Genomic DNA, 18,141 nt, shown 5'->3' with positions numbered 1-18,141 from the left:
CCTCTCTTAAAAAAATAATAATCCTCGGACAAATCTAAGTCCACTCTTAATATTATGGCTTATTATGTAAGTCAATGAATGCAATGAGATGCTTCAATGTGATATTAGCTAAATTATAGAAAAAGTTCCCTGACATTAGATTGTCAGGGAACTTTTGTTCGGTGTTTTATAGTTTCACTAAGTGTCTTGGATTACTTTTTTGGTGGCGCGCATTAAGTCATGATTAGTGGTTAATTTTTCAAGACGCTCCATTCACTACTTGACCTCACTAAAGCAAAATTTGCATAGCGACCAATTTGTCTTACATAAATTTTATATTGTACTTTCTATTTCATTGTAGTCATCGCTACATACTTTTTCTAAGGTTGTTCTTGTTCCGGCATCTTTAGATTACTAGGTAAACCAAAATGTTTATATCTTGATCTCCCAAAACTTCGATGAATTTCGTCATCCATGAACTATAATCCTCCGGGATTTTTATTACAGCCTCATAATTGAGTGGCTACAGTATCAAACTTACTGCTCCGAGTTCAAATCTTCATTTTTCAGTATTTACCCTTCACTATTGGGCGAAATTACCCTGTGAGCGAATATCACAAACATGGGATTAGACAAGTGTATGTCGAGCCAGTCTTTGCTCGTCCACAATCATATGATTCTGTATACAATAAACAACCGTGTGCTCAGCAATGTCCGCTAGATCCTCCAAATAAGCTTCCGACGGAAAGAAATCTTTATTATCAGTTAAGATAATATACCGGGGCTCGCCATTAAAGCGCTCACTATAGAAATCAACCCTTGCTAGTTGATCGAACATTTTCACATTACTTCGGCCATGTTGACGCTCATAAACCTCTACGATATCTTTATAATCCACCGAGAGAACTCTTTCCGTTTTCCCTCTAGGAACGACTTCTAGCTGCATGATTCGCTTCGGCGGCCTCATTGTAATATTCTTCTGTCGTTCAACCTGCGTTAAACGACTTTCTTTACGCAATTCAATATCCATTAGATTTGCGTCCAGTTGATTTATTAATGCGCTATTTCGATTATCGTGATTATCTCGTTCATACTCCGTTCTTCGGTCCATAAGCTCATTCATCTGTTTTGTGAATGTTTGATCGAGGTACTGGAGGACGCGATTTAAGTATCGTTCACGTCTTGACTTTGCACGATCTCTAATCGCTATTGCTTCTTGAATTGCCATAGAGCGTATAGATTTGTCTTCGACAACTTCTAGAACTATAGGTTCTCCAATAAAATCCTGATGAAAAAGCCAATAATTATCAAGCTTTATCACCGAACCATCTTCTCTTTTGGCGACAAAGGCGATTTCACCATCCAATTCATTACCGGTTCCATCTACAACATTGACTAAATAGACGTCAACAGTCATCAGTTCTTGAATGGAATAAGAAACCATAAACCGCTGAGCTGTCAATTTTTCCTGCTCTCTCTGAGCTAATAACATACCCAGACGAAATAAAGGGTGATCATCAGAGAGCAGTATTATATTGTCAACACCATACTCAGAATATGGCGTAAAACGAATCGCCTCGTTCATTTGACTGTATGGAAAATGGTGAATTCTGCATATGTCTCTTACATACTTAGGCATTCGATCGATCCTCTTTACTTTGTCCTGATTAGACGAGTATACCCGAATGTTGCTCTTTACTAGTGTCTGTTCCGTAAAGTTAGCGTAACTCCGATGTGACAACTTCGATACAGCCAAGTCGTGCTGCTCACGTCTCATTTTGGGCAAATCAAATACATCCTCAGCTAAACGCTCTTGTTTGACAAACTCAAGTAGTCTTTGGTGTTCTTCGGATATTGTCTTTTCCATGGATGCCATCAAATCATCTAAGTTTTCACGTTCTAAGATGGCCGCTTGCATGAGTGAAGGTAAATCGTGATCTTCGCCATTAAAAATTTCACCGATAAAATCATACACGAGATCCGACCCAAGGTCGCTACGCATGCGTTCCATCTTATCCAGTAAACGAATCATAACATCGCCTTCTCGCGTGTTCGATGCAACGAGATTAAAGACTGCCACATCATTTTTCTGACCGATACGATGAATTCTACCCATACGTTGCTCTAATCTATTAGGATTCCACGGGATATCGTAATTAATCATCTGATTGCAGAACTGTAGATTGATTGATTCACCACCAGCATCTGTTGCAATCATAACCTGACATTCATTTCGGAATAACTCCACTTGTTTTCTGCGCTCATCCATCGAAAATTTACCGACTATCTTCGCTATCTTCGGTAGTCTTTCTAGTAATCTTTTTTCTAAATATTCTAATGTGTCTGCAGATTCCGTAAACAGGAGGAGCTTCTCTCCTTGGTTAAGCAATCCGTTCAGTCCAAACAATGTACTCTCCAACTCATCATACTTCCGTTCAATCGCATTGGACTTAAGAAGAGCCGTCTGCTTAATCAATCGAGACAGTTGGTCAATCTCAATCTGAAGCTCTTCGGGATCCACAAGATCTATGGATTGTTCGAGCTGCTGCTCCATTTTTTCTTGCAAATCTAATGCTTCTTCAAAATATTCATCCAAGTTGATCGCTTTTGTTTTTTCCATGAATTTCTTACGTTCTTTTACTGTAAGTTCTAATAAATTCTGTAATCGTTTCCTACGGCGTCTTAGAGACAAATCAATAGCAGCGATGGAGGAACTAAGTCTTCGTTGAAGCAACATCATTGCAAAGGCAGTACTATTGCTTCCTGAATTAATGGCACGATTAAAATAATGTCGTACATATTCCGTGACATCTCGATATAACTGAATCTCTGGCTGAGAAAGTTCATATTGAACTGTCTTCACTGTGCGTTTTGGAAACAAAGGCGTTCCGTCAAAATTCTTAATGTTCTCTTTCAATCTTCTAATAATGAATGGATTAGCTTTTTCTTTCAATGATTCATTGACTGATAAACTAGAGAAAATATCTCCATCAACTAGTTTCATCAAGTGACGGAAGTTTTCCATATCTCCCTTATGTGGGGTTGCTGTAAGAAGGATACAATGCTCACTACGACGCAACAAAAGCTCACCGAGCTGATAGAGCTTGGTCTTTGATGTCTTTTTATTAATGGTACCATGCGTATAAGCAGCCATCTTGTGTGCCTCATCCACGATAACAAGATCGAAATCTGCTTCGCTTAACATACTTTTCACATCTTCTCGTGCTGCCCAGTAAACAGAAGCCAGACATAAGTCATGCTCTAGAAATGGATTTTCGGATGCATATTGCTTAACGGTTGAACGATTTATAATAAAAAAATGCTCACCGAATTTTTCACTCAGTTCCTCTTGCCATTGCTTTAGCACAAGTGGCGGTACTAAAATAAGCACTCTTTGAATACTATCACGAGCCATCATTTCTTTAATGAGCATACCTGACATTATCGTTTTTCCCGCTCCTGGATCATCCGCAAGTAAAAATCGAACTTGAGGGGTCTGCAGCATACGGCTATATACAGCTTCAATCTGATGAGGAAGGGGAATCAATTTACTATTTCCCAAAGCTCTCTTAGATGAATACTTCGTATCCATTGAGAAAATATAATATTGTAGATATAACTGCAGTTCTTGTGCGTTTACAATTTCTGATGCATGGTTTTCATTTAGCTTTTTAAACTTTTCAATATCGGTCCGTTCAATCATCAGCTCATAATACTGATTAGATTCCCGACCAACTGCCGAAATATTAACAAAATGCTCATCTACCATATCTACCTGATTGATCTCCACCGTTTCTGGAAATTGTGGAGCACGTACGATATCGCCTTTGATTAACATACTCATCACCCACTTTGCAAAAAGACTATACCGCGGCGCACGCAACAAAGTTTATTTGAGCCCAACCATTAGTCGTCCAATTCCTTGACGAGTAATCTCTAACTGGTCGCTGTAAAGTTCCGATTCCAATACACTCAATTCGAAAGGGAAAATGCACGGTTCTCCTGCAAGATGATTCAGTTCTATTACTGTCTTGCCTGTAACGATAAGCATGACTTGTACGAGCCATTTCTTCATTTCAGGCGATAAAATGTTAATTTTCACTGCTCTGGTGTGGGTATTACGTTTCCCCAATTCAAGAACACCCCAAGAACGAAGAGAGCTAAGCACCGCGTTAACGGACACCTCAACTCGTCTTCGTTCACCATATAGGCCTTTCATCTTCCGACCGATCTGTTCACTAGTTACTTCATCTTGCAAGTGAAATAAATACCCCAGTTGCTCCGTCGTATCCTTAAAGAAAGGATATGCAAGTAGACACATCCCCCAATGAAGAACAAGCCTTTCTTCTGAGGTTCCTCTTTGGAACAACGCCAATGCTCGATCACGGAGACCAATATGCTCGTCTGAGACTAAAAACCAAATTTTAAACAAGATTGTACGTGCATTTGCACGCGATTTAGTGCCACCTATATCTGCCATAAGGCGTTCATCAACCAGCTGATATAGTGCATCTCTAGATGACATTCTTGAAATTTCATTCGCAATAAGATCAAGCTGATGAAGTTGAATTTTTTGATCGAAACCAACTGCTTTTTTCATCATACACCTACACTATCTTTTTTTAATGTGGACAAATGGAACAATTACCTCTTCTATGCTTGCACCACCATGACTAACTACAATCTCTCCTTCTCGGACAAATGCTTCTCCTGATTGGGCAATTAGAACATGATAATCATCCGGCAACCCAGTACCCGACCATTGCTTACTGGAATATTGTACTGCAGCTTGATCTCTTAAGACAACATCCCGATACACTCTTACACGTTCCCCGCGAGTTTCGGGCAGATTGCCGTCATTGGCTCGTCCCACCCCTTTACTTTCCTTGTTACCATGGTCAGAGATAAGATATACATCGAATCCTTGGTCTATCAGATCTGTAAGAAGAGCTTGCAGATAGCCTTGTTTTAACCAAACGGCAATCGCTACATGCATGCCTAACTGACCTTGGATTGTATGATGTGTAAGTTGATCTATCGTATCGACGATGAGTCCCGCTACTTTTGTTTTTGATTTGGTTAATGTTGCAATATTAGATCGTTCATAAGCTCCTTGTCCCAAGCCACGTTCGTACGATACATAGACAGAGGGAACACCATTTCTTTCCCAAACAGTCTTCCACAACTTTTCCTCTTTAGCTGTTGTGTTAATTGAATCATAAAAGAACCGCGGCATTTCACCAGAGAATATTGACTGCCTTGATACAGAGGTTAATGTAGGAATCCAGGCATATGAACCATGGACTTCACATTGAAAATCATTATCCAATGCTTGCTCTATTTGGGCCCATTGAACAAAGCTCAGCCCATCACAGACAATAAGTGCTATTTTATCTTTTACCTTCAGTCGAAGCACTTCAACAGCTTTATGTACCATCACCGGAGCATTTCGATCTGTCAACGTTGCCAATGCCCCGTAATGTTCCGTTAACCACTGTTCAAAACACGTCTCAACTTTCCTCTCCATTTCAGCTAATAGAGCACCGTCGTTTATCTCTATCTGTAATTCTAACGAGATGCATTTAGCTTTCCCATAAAGCCGGGCTATTTGTATCCAAGTTCGTCGATCATTGGCATTAGCAAGTAATGTCTCCAACTGCCGCTGTAATCCTTTTATCATATCTTGTTTATGCCGCTTAGTATCGTAAGAGATTCCCCAGAAGAAAATATTAGGGAAAGAATCCTTTTTAATTAACACCGGTGACAATACTCCCTCAGTGAAGAGCATGCCAATAACTGAGCGTACATAAGGGTCCCAGAAAACATGTGATTCCGGAAATTCTCCATCAACAAAACCATTCCATTCCTGTTGTAGATACTGAACAAAAGCGTGATAAGAGGTTATCCATTCTTGAACCGGAAAATCTGTTATACGAAAATCCAGAAATTCAATCAAATATTGTCTAATGAGATCTGGAATATCGCACTTAAGCTCATGCCAACGCATGATTAGTAATAAACAGTCAGTTAAAGAATAAACAGAATCATAGGCCAATCCATATATATGTCTTAAGATATAGTCAATCGTTGCCCGCTCGGAAGATAGATTCCCTTCCGTAGTTACTCCAGATAACACATCCAATGTCCTTGTATCCAGTTGTCGAACAACATGAGCGGCAAGTTCAGGAAATAACCAACTTTTCCTCAACTCGACCTTCTGAGCAGTGCTCCATAGATCATATGGAAGATCTCCTAAGTCTTCGGAATAACTAACAACAATAAGATTTACACTTTGATCCGGTTTCTTATTTTGGCTTTCATATTCAAAACGAAAAGAAGCCCGATCTTGGAACTTTATTAGTTTAAGTTCCTTAAGATTGGAAACGATAAGTTCATCGTCTAGTAGTTGATCTGGATCGCTTACCAGTGTTAAATGGGAGAAAGGTGCTTGAAATAAATCAAGCACCTTTTGACGCCAATGAATCAAAATAATTCACATCCTTACAGCCCAAGCTTGGTTTGTGCATTATCAAAGTATCGAAGAAGTTTCTCGTCCTCTTGTAATATAGCTTCCGGCAGTCGATTTCCGATGGAGACGATAGTATTATAATCCTTTTCGCTCCATGCCTTATAAAACCCAACACGAATAGCTTCTGTACGGAATTGCTTAAGCTTCTTCTTATTGTTAGATAGATCCTCGACGTATTGATTAAATTCTCTCAACAACGACTTCTCACGTAACTTCTCCAAATCCGCTTGCTTATTCGGATCTGGAACATACCATCGATCCATCGCTTTTTCTTTCAAATTCAGGTTGTTTTTAGGTAAATTACGCAAATCTTTATAATCCGAACTTAGGTAAGCATGAATTTGACTTGGAACATCTCCATCGCCATCGTACTTCAAAAAATTTTGCTCAAGTAGAACATCTAGTTCTGGTAACACTTCATGTTTGGATATATGTTGAATTCCCTTCATAAAGTTTGGATGAAGTTCCTGCCTCGTTTGAGGTTTCTTGAGCAATTGCTGACGAAGCCATTCAATTGCACTGTTTTCATCAGAGACGAATAGACTGAGTTGAGTAAATTCTCTTCCAATAATACGTTTTTTATCATACTCTGCCACTTGCTCTACAAGAAAAGCCATTCCATCTCTCATTGGAAACCTCTGTATCACACCTGATTGAAATTCAGCTGATGATAAAGGTACCAATATACCTTGTTGTACAAAATATGCTACCATCCGATCAAATAATGCTCTAGGTGTACGTTCAACAATAATCTCAGCAAAATCTTTAGACCCAATAAATACAGGTAACTGTGCTAAATGTTTTTCCACAAAGCTCCATACAGACTCTTCAGTGTTTTGAGTTTGTATAATTGCATCTACCATCTCACTTGTAGGTTTGTATGCTGATATTGCTAAATCCTTTTTCACAGCAACAGCATGTACATTCGCATTATAGCCACCTTGTTTTTTATCTAAGACAGCTACATTTGCAACTATAAAGCCAGCTTTTTCAATCGCTTGTTGAAGTGATGTCCAAACAGAAGCTTTTGTATTAGAAAACTCAACAGTTATCCAGCGGCCAGGTTTAAGTATTCGATAAAACTCACTTAAACATTTACTGATAAGCTCTTGGTACTCGCTTACCCCTTTTTGCTGCGTTCTATTAACTATGGCTTCAGTTGAAGTTGATGTTTCAACTTTAAGCCACCCCTCCCATATTACATTTAAATCAGAATACGACAAGTTAGACCCAAACGGGGGATCTATAAAGATATAATCAACAGAGTTTGAAGGGAAATTGTCTAGATCGGTTGACGATCCAGTAGAAATAACCGTTTCAGATGTCGAGCTTAATGTTTTTCTTATAGCATTAGTTCGTATTGGCCAAAATTTCAATGGGTTTTGTTCCAGACTAATTGTTGGAGGGTGTAACATCCCCTTCATGTTGCCAGATGCAGCTCCCCCTCCCCCATTAAAATAATTCGATATATGGAGATTACTTAACTTAGATAGTCTCATAATTAGAGAAGTGAAGATAAATCTCTCCTTATTTTCTCTACATTGATCCCAAATATTAGATGCGCAAATTAGATTTCTTTTGGTAAAAAAAAGATCTACTGAAGAAATGCCCAATCCTTTAGGTTCGTTTGTCTTATCACCATTTGGAATGTTATTTGTAGGAAACCAATGATTTATTTGAAGATGTGAGATTTCCTCCAACAGTTTCAAATCATATTCGTCTGGCCTTTTTTTGAAGGTTTTTTTTCCATATGAATAATTAATTTCAACAATTACCTTTTTGGGTAATCGATCTATTCGGTCAGGAAGCATATCTGTCGAAACACTCCATGCTCTCTCAAGTTCTTTTTTCATTAACTTTTTTTTACAATAGGGGCAAGAAAATAGATCCATAGCTTCACCTTTTTGGTGATCTATCGCAGTATCCCAAAAGATGAGCTCTTCAGAACATTCAGGACATATAAACACGTCACTCCAAATATAGTAATTAACATCACAGGGTTCTCCATTTGAATGTTTGGTCTTGTACATCCAGCTGGAAGCATGGTTTACGACTTCAAAAATTCGATCCGATTCATTCTTTAATTTTAGGTCATCGTACTTTAAGTTGTATCCTTGAGCAATAAACGTGGCCGCTGGACTGAGTTCGGAAATCAAAGCCTTCCTAATTCCTAACTTAGCTTTCGGGACACTTTGATTTATTTCTTCCATTTCATCTGTTGTTAAGTAACCACACTGTCTTGCTGCTACTGCTGTCATGCCAGTTCCGCAAAAACCATCAAATACAATATCACCAGGGTCTGTGTAATGAAGAATATATTTCATAATTGCTTTATGTGGCACCTTCGTATGATAACTATGTGCATTATAAATTGGATGGTTTTTCCCTTCAGTTACATCGGCAGCAAATGGTTCTCTTTTATATAAGACCCCTTCTCCGAATTTTGGCTTCTCTGACTCCCAAAAAGCAATAATTTCAGAAATCCAAGGATTCGGACATGCCGTATAATACGGAGGGTCCGACAAAGTCAATATATCCTCTTCTACACCAATTGGAAAACCTTCTATTTTTCTAAGTTCCGGCAGTTTCTTCCGTAGTTCTTCTGTAAAATATGCGCGACGAGCTTCTTCATTTTCAAAAGTCATACCCAAGCAGGTCACAGGACCTGCTTGGGTTGCTTTGTCTTCGCTTTGAAACTCAAGTTGTTCTACTTTATCAGCCATTTGGTTTATCACCTTTCTGTAACAAAATCCTGACTCTATTTCCGTGACTAGATCCTACATAATCTCTGACTAGTGTCTCGAATCGATTTCGCAATTCATCAACTGTCAGCGGGTTTCCGTTCCCGGCCATCTGGAATAATTGATCCACGGTAAGTTCGACTTTACGAATCCCTTCGAACAATTCCTTCAATGTCTGAACTAATTTCAAATCAATAGGGGAGGAAAACTTTCCTTCTTGTACGAATTGATCGAGCAATAGTCTTTGATCGCTACTCAATAACATAATACTGTCTTTAATCTCTACGTCGCTAAGTGTGCTGATCACTGTTCCGGTCCATGATTTAATTAATTCTTCAAGTTCTTCAGCCATATTAGAAATATTAACTTGTTGAACGTAAGATTCATCTTTTGGACGAAAGCGGCAATGAGGACAAATTACAGCATGCTCCAGGTCATCTCTTTTAAGGTTCCAGCAAAACTTGAGCTGGTCTAACTTGGTTTTCCATTCCTCCAACTGTCTTGATGGTAAAATAGAAATACTCGTAAGTTGACGCAATGTTGCATACCTTCCATCTTTCAACAGTTGATCCTTCTTATTCTCATCCGTAATACCAAGCCGCGCACTACTATGCATCGAGTAATACAAATCGATATATTGTTCTTTCAATTTCTGTAGGCTTTGAATTTCCTTTTGGCAATCTTCCTCTGCTTTCAAGACTTGGAGAATGTCTTCCAATGCCCCTTCCGCCTTAACATGCCACTCATGTTTCACTTGAACATGATTTAGTGCATTGACGATGTACTGGGCTTTTTGCGTTACATCGATAGCCTTTTGCTCTAATCTTCTTAACCGTTTAGCCAATTGAATATGTTCTTGCTTGGCTCCAATTTCAGCTGTGGAGTATTTGAAGTTCTTTAATCTCGCGGGTGTGTTATAAACATTAAGACTCTGAAGGAACTCATTAAGCTTCCGTAGTTTCTGTTGATTCTCTCTAATCTGAGCTTCAGGTAACAGTGGCAAATCCCACGTTGGAATTCCAGTCTTAATATCCTGCTCTAGCTTTACAATCTCTTTCAACAGCTTATCAACTTCCACTTGCAACTGTGCGACCCCAGTAGTTTGGGATTGAGGCTGAAGCAATCCATGACTAATATTGAAGAGATCAAATAATGCTCGCAATTCTACTAATGGCAAGTCAGACGGCTTCTTAATATGACTAAACTCAATGATTCCATCCGCTTTGAGACGAATTAGTTCATCTAGCTTTATTGAATCATAAGTAGTACCGTTAATGGTAATGACAATATCTCCGCTATAAACTAGTGCCACTAATAGTACCGCTAAGAGTTCCGGTTCTAATTTATACTCGATCGTTCGCTTAACTTCTATTCCGCCTGCGATACGGTCAATGTGTAATATTTCGGATGCATTTACAACCTGACTATGATCTTTGGCGCTAATAAGTTGCAGGATCCAAGATGCATATCCTGATTTTTGAACATTTAATTTGTCACCATCCAACAATACAAGTCCGTCTAACAGCGCCCTCGCTGTTTTGGTTTTATTCGCTGAGTTAATAGAACTTAGTGCTTCAGGGATATAGGTGGTCTTCATCACATCCCATTTAATACAGGTCTTATCAGTCCGGAATACTGGATAATCCGAGTACTTCTCTTCAAACCAATCTGTCAAGCAATCATCTGCAGCGGTATCCACAATTTCACGAACAGAAGCTTGCGCCGGTGCTGTAAAACTCCAATCTACCAACTTTTTCGTAATCCCTTTATAAGTCATCTTATATGCGTTTGGCATGTTTACTTTAAACCATGTCGTCAGTTCTTTGATATATTGGTTTGCTTTCTCCTCATATAAATTCTTCGTAGCAGTCGAAGCGGTTATTGCCATTTCTTTAGCTCCGGCATATTGTTTCAAATTGTGATACAGTGCTTGATCTTTGGTATCCAACACAAAGAATACTTCGTCTAGCTTCTTCTCATCCTTGAACTTGGGAGTATCGAATGCTTGAAGGAAATAGATATAAAAATCCCGCTCCGGCTGAGCCGTTGAACGTTCGTTAGGTGCTCCAAAGAATAGATAGCCCGGTCTAGTCGCTTTATGATTGTACCAATCAAGCTCATGATGCCAGATGCGATAACCAGTAACATAAGTAGTAGGTGAACACTCAAGTACTCGCTCTAATACTTGGAAATAGTAACGGTCTAATTGCTCTCCACTTAGAGTTTCTGCTTTGCTAGAAATATGATCATCTACAGGAACATCCTTGTCTAGATCAAGATAATATTGACCATTTTCCTGATTCGTAGATATGAATTGATAGCTAACAGACTTCAATATTTCCTTCAATGTGGACTCAACAGTAGCATCCAGAAACTCTACATCCATATCACAATTTTTATCAAATAAAAATAACTGATCCCGCATTTCTATTGGTGTCATTCCAATTCGAACACGTAGATCGTCTGTTGTAAGTCGGAAAACAGATAATGCTTGAACAATACGCTTAGCCATCGGTTTGTAGGTCGGTTTTTGAAATGAAAATTCGATGCGATCTAACAATACATCCGCTTTCTCCATCACTTCTCGAACATCTGGATCTGAACGCAGCGTACTGTCAGACTGAATATAGGTCCAATAGTTATCATAGGAGACAACTCCTGGACTTTCCGTAGGAACTTCTATGTCAAGAAGCTTATCGATCTCATCACTAACGGTGGTAAGAGCTACGCGTTTCTCCGCAATCTTGACTTTCTGGAACGCAGATAAATAGGCGGGATGAATAGGAAACATCTCAACGTGCTTTTCAAGCTGCTCTCCCAACTTATCATACAATGGAGCGAATTTTTGTAGATGCTCGCGAATATAAGCTTTCTGTGCATCGTTCTTCTTAAGCAGACGCTGCGAAACAACATATTCTATATCTTCACGAGCAATAATTGCTTGTACTGTTCGTTCCTTTACCCTTCTTAATTGCTCCGCTACAAAAGCAAATCGCGGATTATCAAATAGCATTTCTTGTACGCCTGTCATGAAACGAAAACGTGTTGACTGTGTTATTTCGCCCATAGCTCTAAGAAAGTTAAGATCCAGCATGAGTTCTTGTTCTTTCCGACTACGTAGGTAATCCAATAACTCGTCAATAATTAAGATAAACCCTTGATCTGGGTAAACTTCATGGAACGCAGACATTAAATTAACGAGCTCGTCTTTGTTACTAAGAACTTGAGACAGCTCGGGCATTTCGTATTGAACGCCGATGCTCTGTAAGTACGATGTCATTTCTCTAAACAACACTTCACGGAATGGCATATCAATGCCGTCAAATTCAATACGCAATACCTTAAACTTGCCTTCAATCTCTTTTGCTTTGGCTACAACCGCCTGATTTCGTAGTCGGTCACTTGTACCTGGAAATTCAGCTAATGCAGCTATAACACTCATCAGATGTGATTTACCTGTTCCATAATTCCCGACAACCATGATTCCTTTATGATCAATAGGACGAACAAATTGTAATTGCTCAATGATGATGTCATTCATTACTTCTGCCATACGATTTGAAATTACATAATTATCAATGATGCTCTCATCTGCAGTTCTTAATTCAATGATTGAACGAATAGGTTCATACTGAACAAGCTCACGATACTTCATATGTATTAAGACTCCTTTATGTTATATTTCGATTATATAACTTGCATACGAATTATCGCTCTGATAATTTTCATGATGTTCAGGCGTAGCATATTTTAAACTACCGCACTCCACTGTACCTGGCCAACGTATAATGATGATCTTATTCCCGCTCAAATTTTCAAAAAGCCTAATAGGGTTTTGCTTCAATTCTCGATCAAACAAATACTCAATATGATTAAGAAAGATTACATCGTTATTCACTCGCATGACTAGAGACCTAAGTATTTTTCCAACTTCAAAAGGTCTCCTCTCGAGTGGGAGCATTCGTAATTGCTCTGAAAGTAGTAAGGATACGTGAACCGCCGGGATCCCTATTTGTTGGATGACTTGCTCAAGTTCATCTGGTGATACATGGTTACTGACAACATATAGCATTTTATTACGTTTGCTTCGTGTTGCCTCTATTTCCAAAGAAAGTAAATCCTGCAATTCTGTCATTTGTTCTCTCCCAATATTCATTAATTTCATTTCAAATTATGAACCTTAAGTACTAGATTCGACAATTCAAATATTAATCCCTTCAATGGACAATTATTCTAATTATGATTGTACAATAAAAATTTGACATATTATTGTCAGCAAACATGCGTTTGTAATTCGATGTCTTTCTACAGCCCAAGTAGCGTAAGTTAATCGGCCCATATTGGAACTTCTATAACAACTGCCCTACACGTCCGTTTTATTTTCCGCTTATGATCACAACCTGACATTCCTCTTTATTCTCCTCGTAATACCGAAGCTCAACTTCCAATTCTTGCTATGTAAATATCCCATGTTCACCAGTTTCCTTACAAAAAAACAGTAGAACCAACCGTAAATATATGTATCTGCATCAGACTCTAAAATATCCACACAGTGTGCCTCACATTTATTAGACTCCACAATTGATAAATCGAACCCACGATTTTCATAAATTAGTTTCAAAAACACACTATGCTTCTTTGACCATTTCCGAGTCATCAAAAACAAAATTCAACCCAGTGATAGGGATGTTGATGATGCTTGATAACATAGAGAATGAAGTCTTCGTAGCCTTTTAAATATAAATCAACGCAGATTATAGGCTCGGCTAACTCTATCTGCTGTTGCCGGATCTCCTAGAATGACTTGAACGATTTCATCTATGGCCGATTTTGCATTCTTGCTGTGAGAAAATGAATTGAGCTATTCATGGCACCCTCGTGTGCGCGTGAACAGCTTTTTTGTTGGAGGCTAGGAGTTATCGCCCGAAGGGCTTGGAGGGCTGTAGAGGGTCTCTGAGAAGGTTTAAAGACAGTTGCCTGGGTGGTAGTTGAAACTAGATTTAGCTAGGGATAAACGTCCTAGGCAGTTCGACAATTCCGAAAAAAATCAAGTGAAAATCGAAAATATTTTTTCTAAACCTATGGAGCCACGCCCCGTCTAGGTTTAGCTGTTTTACGAGGAGAAACAGGTTATTCAGCTCGTTGACAAACACTATATATTGATATAAATTGAAATCTATCAACTAGATGTCGTGATGAAAAGCAGATTGTGAGATTGCTAGACAAAAGCATAAATAGTGCAAGAAATCAAGTGAAACTGCAGGTTTTAAGTTTTTTTTGACCGCTTACGGAGTCGCAAAGGAATTGCAGAAGCTGTCGATTAAGGGTACACTTCACCCACGAATATCAGACGTTAGAATTCGAATAAACACTACATATAGAGTAACCACAAGTAATGATTGAAGTTGAGAATTGAGATGGATAGGAGACGGAAGCTATGTTGATTGCTTACGATTCGAAGACTGGAAATGTTCGCCGATTTATTGCGAAGCTCCAAATGCCCGCTGTACAAATTGAGGATGCAATGACAATGGATAAGCCTTTCGTGCTTGTAACGTATACAACCGGTTTTGGTCAAATTCCACCCAAGGTAGCTTCGTTCCTAGAAACGAATTCTTCCCGTCTACAAGGCGTAGCAGCAAGCGGTAACCGCAACTGGGGAGACGGCTTCGCCAAAAGCGCAGATACCATTTCAGAGCTTTACGACGTTCCTGTTTTAACCAAATTTGAATTGTCTGGCACCAAAAATGATGTAGAACGATTCGTTCAGGGGGTACAAGCAATTGCGGCACATTGAACTTAATAATGAATTAATGCAACGCGGTACGGATGGTTTTTTTCAATTAGAGAAGGATAAAGAAGCTGTTGAAGTCTTCATGCAAGAAGTCCACAGTAAGAGCCTCACTTTCCCCGACACCACTTCGAAGGTTCGTTACATGATCGATAATAATTTCTACGAGAACGTTTATGAGAATTACACAGAAGCTGAAGTAAACAGCGTCTACCAAGTGGCATATGACAATCAATTCGAGTTCGCTTCTTATATGGCGGCTTCGAAATTTTATACGGATTACGCAATGCGCAGTGATGATAAGAAGTCATATTTAGAGCATTTCCCTGATCGCGTAGCGATCGTAGCCTTATACTTAGGACGCGGCAACGTCGAAACAGCGCGTGTTCTAGCGGTTTCCATGATGGAGCAACGCTTGCAACCAGCAACACCGACATTTTTGAACGCAGGTAAAAGTCGCCGCGGCGAATTAGTTTCTTGCTTCTTACTCGAAATGGATGATTCCTTAAATTCCATCAATTATGTACTTGCAACGTGCATGCAGCTTTCCAAGATTGGCGGCGGTGTAGCCGTGAATTTATCGAAGTTACGCGGGCGCGGTGAAACGATTAAAGGCGTTGAAGGCGCGGCAAAAGGCATTATTCCCGTTCTTAAGCTTATGGAAGATGCGTTCTCCTATGCGGATCAAATGGGTCAGCGTAAAGGCTCAGGAGCAGCGTATTATAACATTTTTGGCTGGGACGTTATGGAGTTCCTGGACAGCAAGAAAATTAATGCGGATGAGAAATCCCGTTTGAAAACTCTTTCCATCGGACTCATTGTTCCGAATAAGTTTTATAAACTGGCGGAGGAGAACAAGCCTCTACATATTTTCGCACCATACACAGTCCTTCAAGCCTATGGGAAGCATTTGGAAGATCTAGATCTAGATGAGATGTACGATGAACTGTTAGCGAATCCGAAAGTTAGGAAAAAGGTTGTCATGAGTGCACGCGACATGTTAACCAAAATTGCGACTACACAGCTGGAATCCGGCTATCCATATATGATGAACCGCACGAATGCGAATAAGGATCACGCCCTCAAAGGGATTGGGACGATCAAAATGTCCAATCTCTGCACGGAGATTTTCCAATTGCAAGAAACATCAGAAATTACGGATTATGGGCAAGAAGATACGATTCTTCGCGATATCAGCTGTAACCTAGCGTCCATGAACATTGCCAATGTGATGGATCGTAAAAAGCTGCGCGAAACCGTTCACGAAGGCATGATCGCCTTAACGGCTGTGACAGATATGACAACGATTAGCAATGCACCAGGTGTCGCCAAAGCGAACCGTGAGCTGCACTCTGTTGGTCTCGGTGTTATGAATCTGCATGGCTACTTATCCAAAAACAAAATTGCCTATGAGAGTGATGAAGCGAAGGATTTTGCACGAAGCTTCTTCGCGGCGATGAACTATTATTCCATCGAGAAAAGTATGGAGATTGCCAAGGCATCAGGCCAAACCTTTGAAGGATTTGAGCAGTCCGAGTATGCGAATGGGAACTATTTTGACCGCTATATAGCCATAGATTACCGTCCTGTGACTGATAAAGTAAAAGTACTATTCGAAGGTATGCCGGTTCCATCTCCTAGCGATTGGAGCGCCCTGTATGAGCAAGTACAGATGCATGGCTTGTACCACGCGTACCGACTGGCTATCGCGCCAACGCAAAGTATTTCGTATATTCAGAACTCAACTTCCAGTGTGATGCCGATTGTTGAACCGATTGAGACGCGTACTTACGCAAACTCAACAACGTACTACCCGATGCCTTTCATGGCGCGAGACAATTTCTTTTACTATAAATCCGCTTATCAAATGGATCAATTCAAAATTCTTGACCTTATTGCTGAGATACAAACGCACGTGGACCAAGGGATTTCGACTATTTTGCACGTAAACAGTGATGTTTCTACAAGACAACTTGCTAAATTATACCTGTATGCGGCACACAAAGGACTCAAATCGCTTTACTATACACGCACCAATCAGCTATCCGTTGAGGAATGTGTCAGCTGCTCGGTATAATGAGGAAGGGGATACCCATTCATGACAAGTGCTAGTGCACCAACAGTCAATAAACCGATTGTCAAAAAAGCGGTGAATTGGAACCGTCCGGATGACGATTTTACGATAACATTCTGGAATCAAAATATTATGCAATTCTGGACAGATGAAGAAATTCCGCTGTCTGACGATAAAATGTCCTGGATTACACTGAGCCAAGTAGAGCGTAAGCTATACATGAAGGTGCTTGGTGGACTAACTTTGCTCGATACGATGCAAGGCGGCGTTGGGATGCCGAAGATTCTTGAGCATGTCGATGGGTTGCAGCGCAAAGCAGTGCTGAGCTTCATGGGGATGATGGAGCAAATCCATGCCAAGTCGTATAGTTCGATTTTTACTACATTATCTTCGACAGAAGAGATCAACGAGCTGTTCCTGTGGGTGGAGAGCAATCCACACTTGCAGTTTAAAGCGAATAAGATTTCACATTACTATGAAAATATTACAACGACCAAAGAGCTGTATCTCGCGATGGCTTCGTCCGTATTGCTAGAAAGCTATTTGTTCTATAGCGGTTTCTATTATCCTTTGTATTTGGCTGGTCAAGGTAAAATGACGAGCAGCGGCGAGATCATCGACTTGATTTTGCGCGATGAGAGCATTCACGGGTTGTACATCGGCGTGTTGGCACAAGAGGTTTACGCCGAGCTTAGTCCTGCAGAGCAGGATGAAGCGTATGCTACATTGTGTGCACTGCTGAAGGAGCTTCACGCGAATGAGGAAGGCTACACAGATAGCTTATACGGACCACTGGGTCTAGCGGATGATGTGAAGTCCTTCCTGCGCTACAACGCAAATAAAGCGTTCATGAATCTTGGCGTTGAGCCGATGTTCCCAGAAGAGGAAATCAACCCGATCGTATTGAATGGCTTGAGTACGAAGACGAAGCAGCATGACTTTTTCTCCAAAAAAGGGAACGGGTACGTGCGCACGATTCACGTCGAGGCTTTGACGGACGATGATTTTGTATTTTAAGCTGTTGTGA

General features: G+C 40.0%; 9 protein-coding genes. 3 read left to right on the top strand and 6 right to left on the bottom strand.

The features are described 5' to 3' along the window. Positions 1–607 precede the first annotated feature (607 nt). From BLT91_RS25170 to brxF, 6 genes are read right to left on the bottom strand one after another with little or no spacing between them, the layout of a single operon-like run. Positions 608–3,817, bottom strand: a complete 3,210-nt coding sequence (locus BLT91_RS25170) for a DEAD/DEAH box helicase (protein ID WP_090826268.1) — start codon at positions 3,815–3,817, stop codon at positions 608–610. Positions 3,818–3,868: 51 nt separating this feature from the next. After that, positions 3,869–4,582: a hypothetical protein gene (locus BLT91_RS25165; protein WP_141225082.1), complete on the bottom strand. Its 714-nt coding sequence runs from the start codon at positions 4,580–4,582 to the stop codon at positions 3,869–3,871. Between the two features lie 9 nt (positions 4,583–4,591). Further along, positions 4,592–6,466 carry a BREX-3 system phosphatase PglZ gene (gene pglZ, locus BLT91_RS25160; protein ID WP_090826261.1) on the bottom strand — a complete coding sequence of 625 codons (1,875 nt, stop codon included), beginning with the start codon at positions 6,464–6,466 and terminating at the stop codon, positions 4,592–4,594. Positions 6,467–6,480: 14 nt separating this feature from the next. Beyond that, entirely contained in the window at positions 6,481–9,231 is a 2,751-nt protein-coding gene (locus BLT91_RS25155; protein ID WP_090826257.1) for a DNA methyltransferase, read from the bottom strand. Then, the gene (locus tag BLT91_RS25150; protein ID WP_090826254.1) at positions 9,224–12,904 is read right to left on the bottom strand and encodes a DUF6079 family protein; all 3,681 of its coding nucleotides are present in this window, start codon (positions 12,902–12,904) and stop codon (positions 9,224–9,226) included. The genes BLT91_RS25155 and BLT91_RS25150 overlap by 8 nt, the downstream gene beginning before the upstream one ends. Positions 12,905–12,925: 21 nt before the next feature. Further along, positions 12,926–13,384 carry a BREX-3 system P-loop-containing protein BrxF gene (gene brxF / locus BLT91_RS25145; RefSeq protein ID WP_090826251.1) on the bottom strand — a complete coding sequence of 153 codons (459 nt, stop codon included), beginning with the start codon at positions 13,382–13,384 and terminating at the stop codon, positions 12,926–12,928. A gap of 1,302 nt (positions 13,385–14,686) precedes the next feature. On the opposite strand from brxF, the gene nrdI reads away from it, so the two are divergent. From nrdI to nrdF, 3 genes are read left to right on the top strand one after another with little or no spacing between them, the layout of a single operon-like run. Further along, positions 14,687–15,046 (top strand): class Ib ribonucleoside-diphosphate reductase assembly flavoprotein NrdI, encoded by a 360-nt coding sequence (nrdI, locus tag BLT91_RS25140; RefSeq protein ID WP_090826248.1) that lies wholly within the window; start codon positions 14,687–14,689, stop codon positions 15,044–15,046. Next, the gene (gene nrdE, locus BLT91_RS25135) at positions 15,033–17,117 is read left to right on the top strand and encodes a class 1b ribonucleoside-diphosphate reductase subunit alpha (RefSeq protein ID WP_090826245.1); all 2,085 of its coding nucleotides are present in this window, start codon (positions 15,033–15,035) and stop codon (positions 17,115–17,117) included. The genes nrdI and nrdE overlap by 14 nt, the downstream gene beginning before the upstream one ends. A 21-nt stretch (positions 17,118–17,138) precedes the next feature. Continuing rightward, a complete protein-coding gene (gene nrdF / locus BLT91_RS25130; RefSeq protein ID WP_090826242.1) occupies positions 17,139–18,131 on the top strand; it encodes a class 1b ribonucleoside-diphosphate reductase subunit beta in 993 nt (330 codons plus the stop codon). Positions 18,132–18,141: the final 10 nt, after the last annotated feature.

The sequence above is a fragment of the Paenibacillus sp. yr247 genome (assembly GCF_900103825.1).
Taxonomy (GTDB): Bacteria; Bacillota; Bacilli; order Paenibacillales; family NBRC-103111; genus Paenibacillus_E.
This window is presented reverse-complemented; position numbering and strand designations above follow the sequence as displayed.

What these genes read in the sequence shown, in the direction of transcription:
- BLT91_RS25170 (WP_090826268.1), bottom strand. Translation starts at nt 3,817, where the DNA reads ATGTTAATCAAAGGCGATATCGTACGTGCTCCACAATTTCCAGAAACG.
- BLT91_RS25165 (WP_141225082.1), bottom strand. Translation starts at nt 4,582, where the DNA reads ATGATGAAAAAAGCAGTTGGTTTCGATCAAAAAATTCAACTTCATCAG.
- BLT91_RS25155 (WP_090826257.1), bottom strand. Translation starts at nt 9,231, where the DNA reads ATGGCTGATAAAGTAGAACAACTTGAGTTTCAAAGCGAAGACAAAGCA.
- BLT91_RS25150 (WP_090826254.1), bottom strand. Translation starts at nt 12,904, where the DNA reads ATGAAGTATCGTGAGCTTGTTCAGTATGAACCTATTCGTTCAATCATT.
- brxF (WP_090826251.1), bottom strand. Translation starts at nt 13,384, where the DNA reads ATGACAGAATTGCAGGATTTACTTTCTTTGGAAATAGAGGCAACACGA.
- nrdI (WP_090826248.1), top strand. Translation starts at nt 14,687, where the DNA reads ATGTTGATTGCTTACGATTCGAAGACTGGAAATGTTCGCCGATTTATT.
- nrdF (WP_090826242.1), top strand. Translation starts at nt 17,139, where the DNA reads ATGACAAGTGCTAGTGCACCAACAGTCAATAAACCGATTGTCAAAAAA.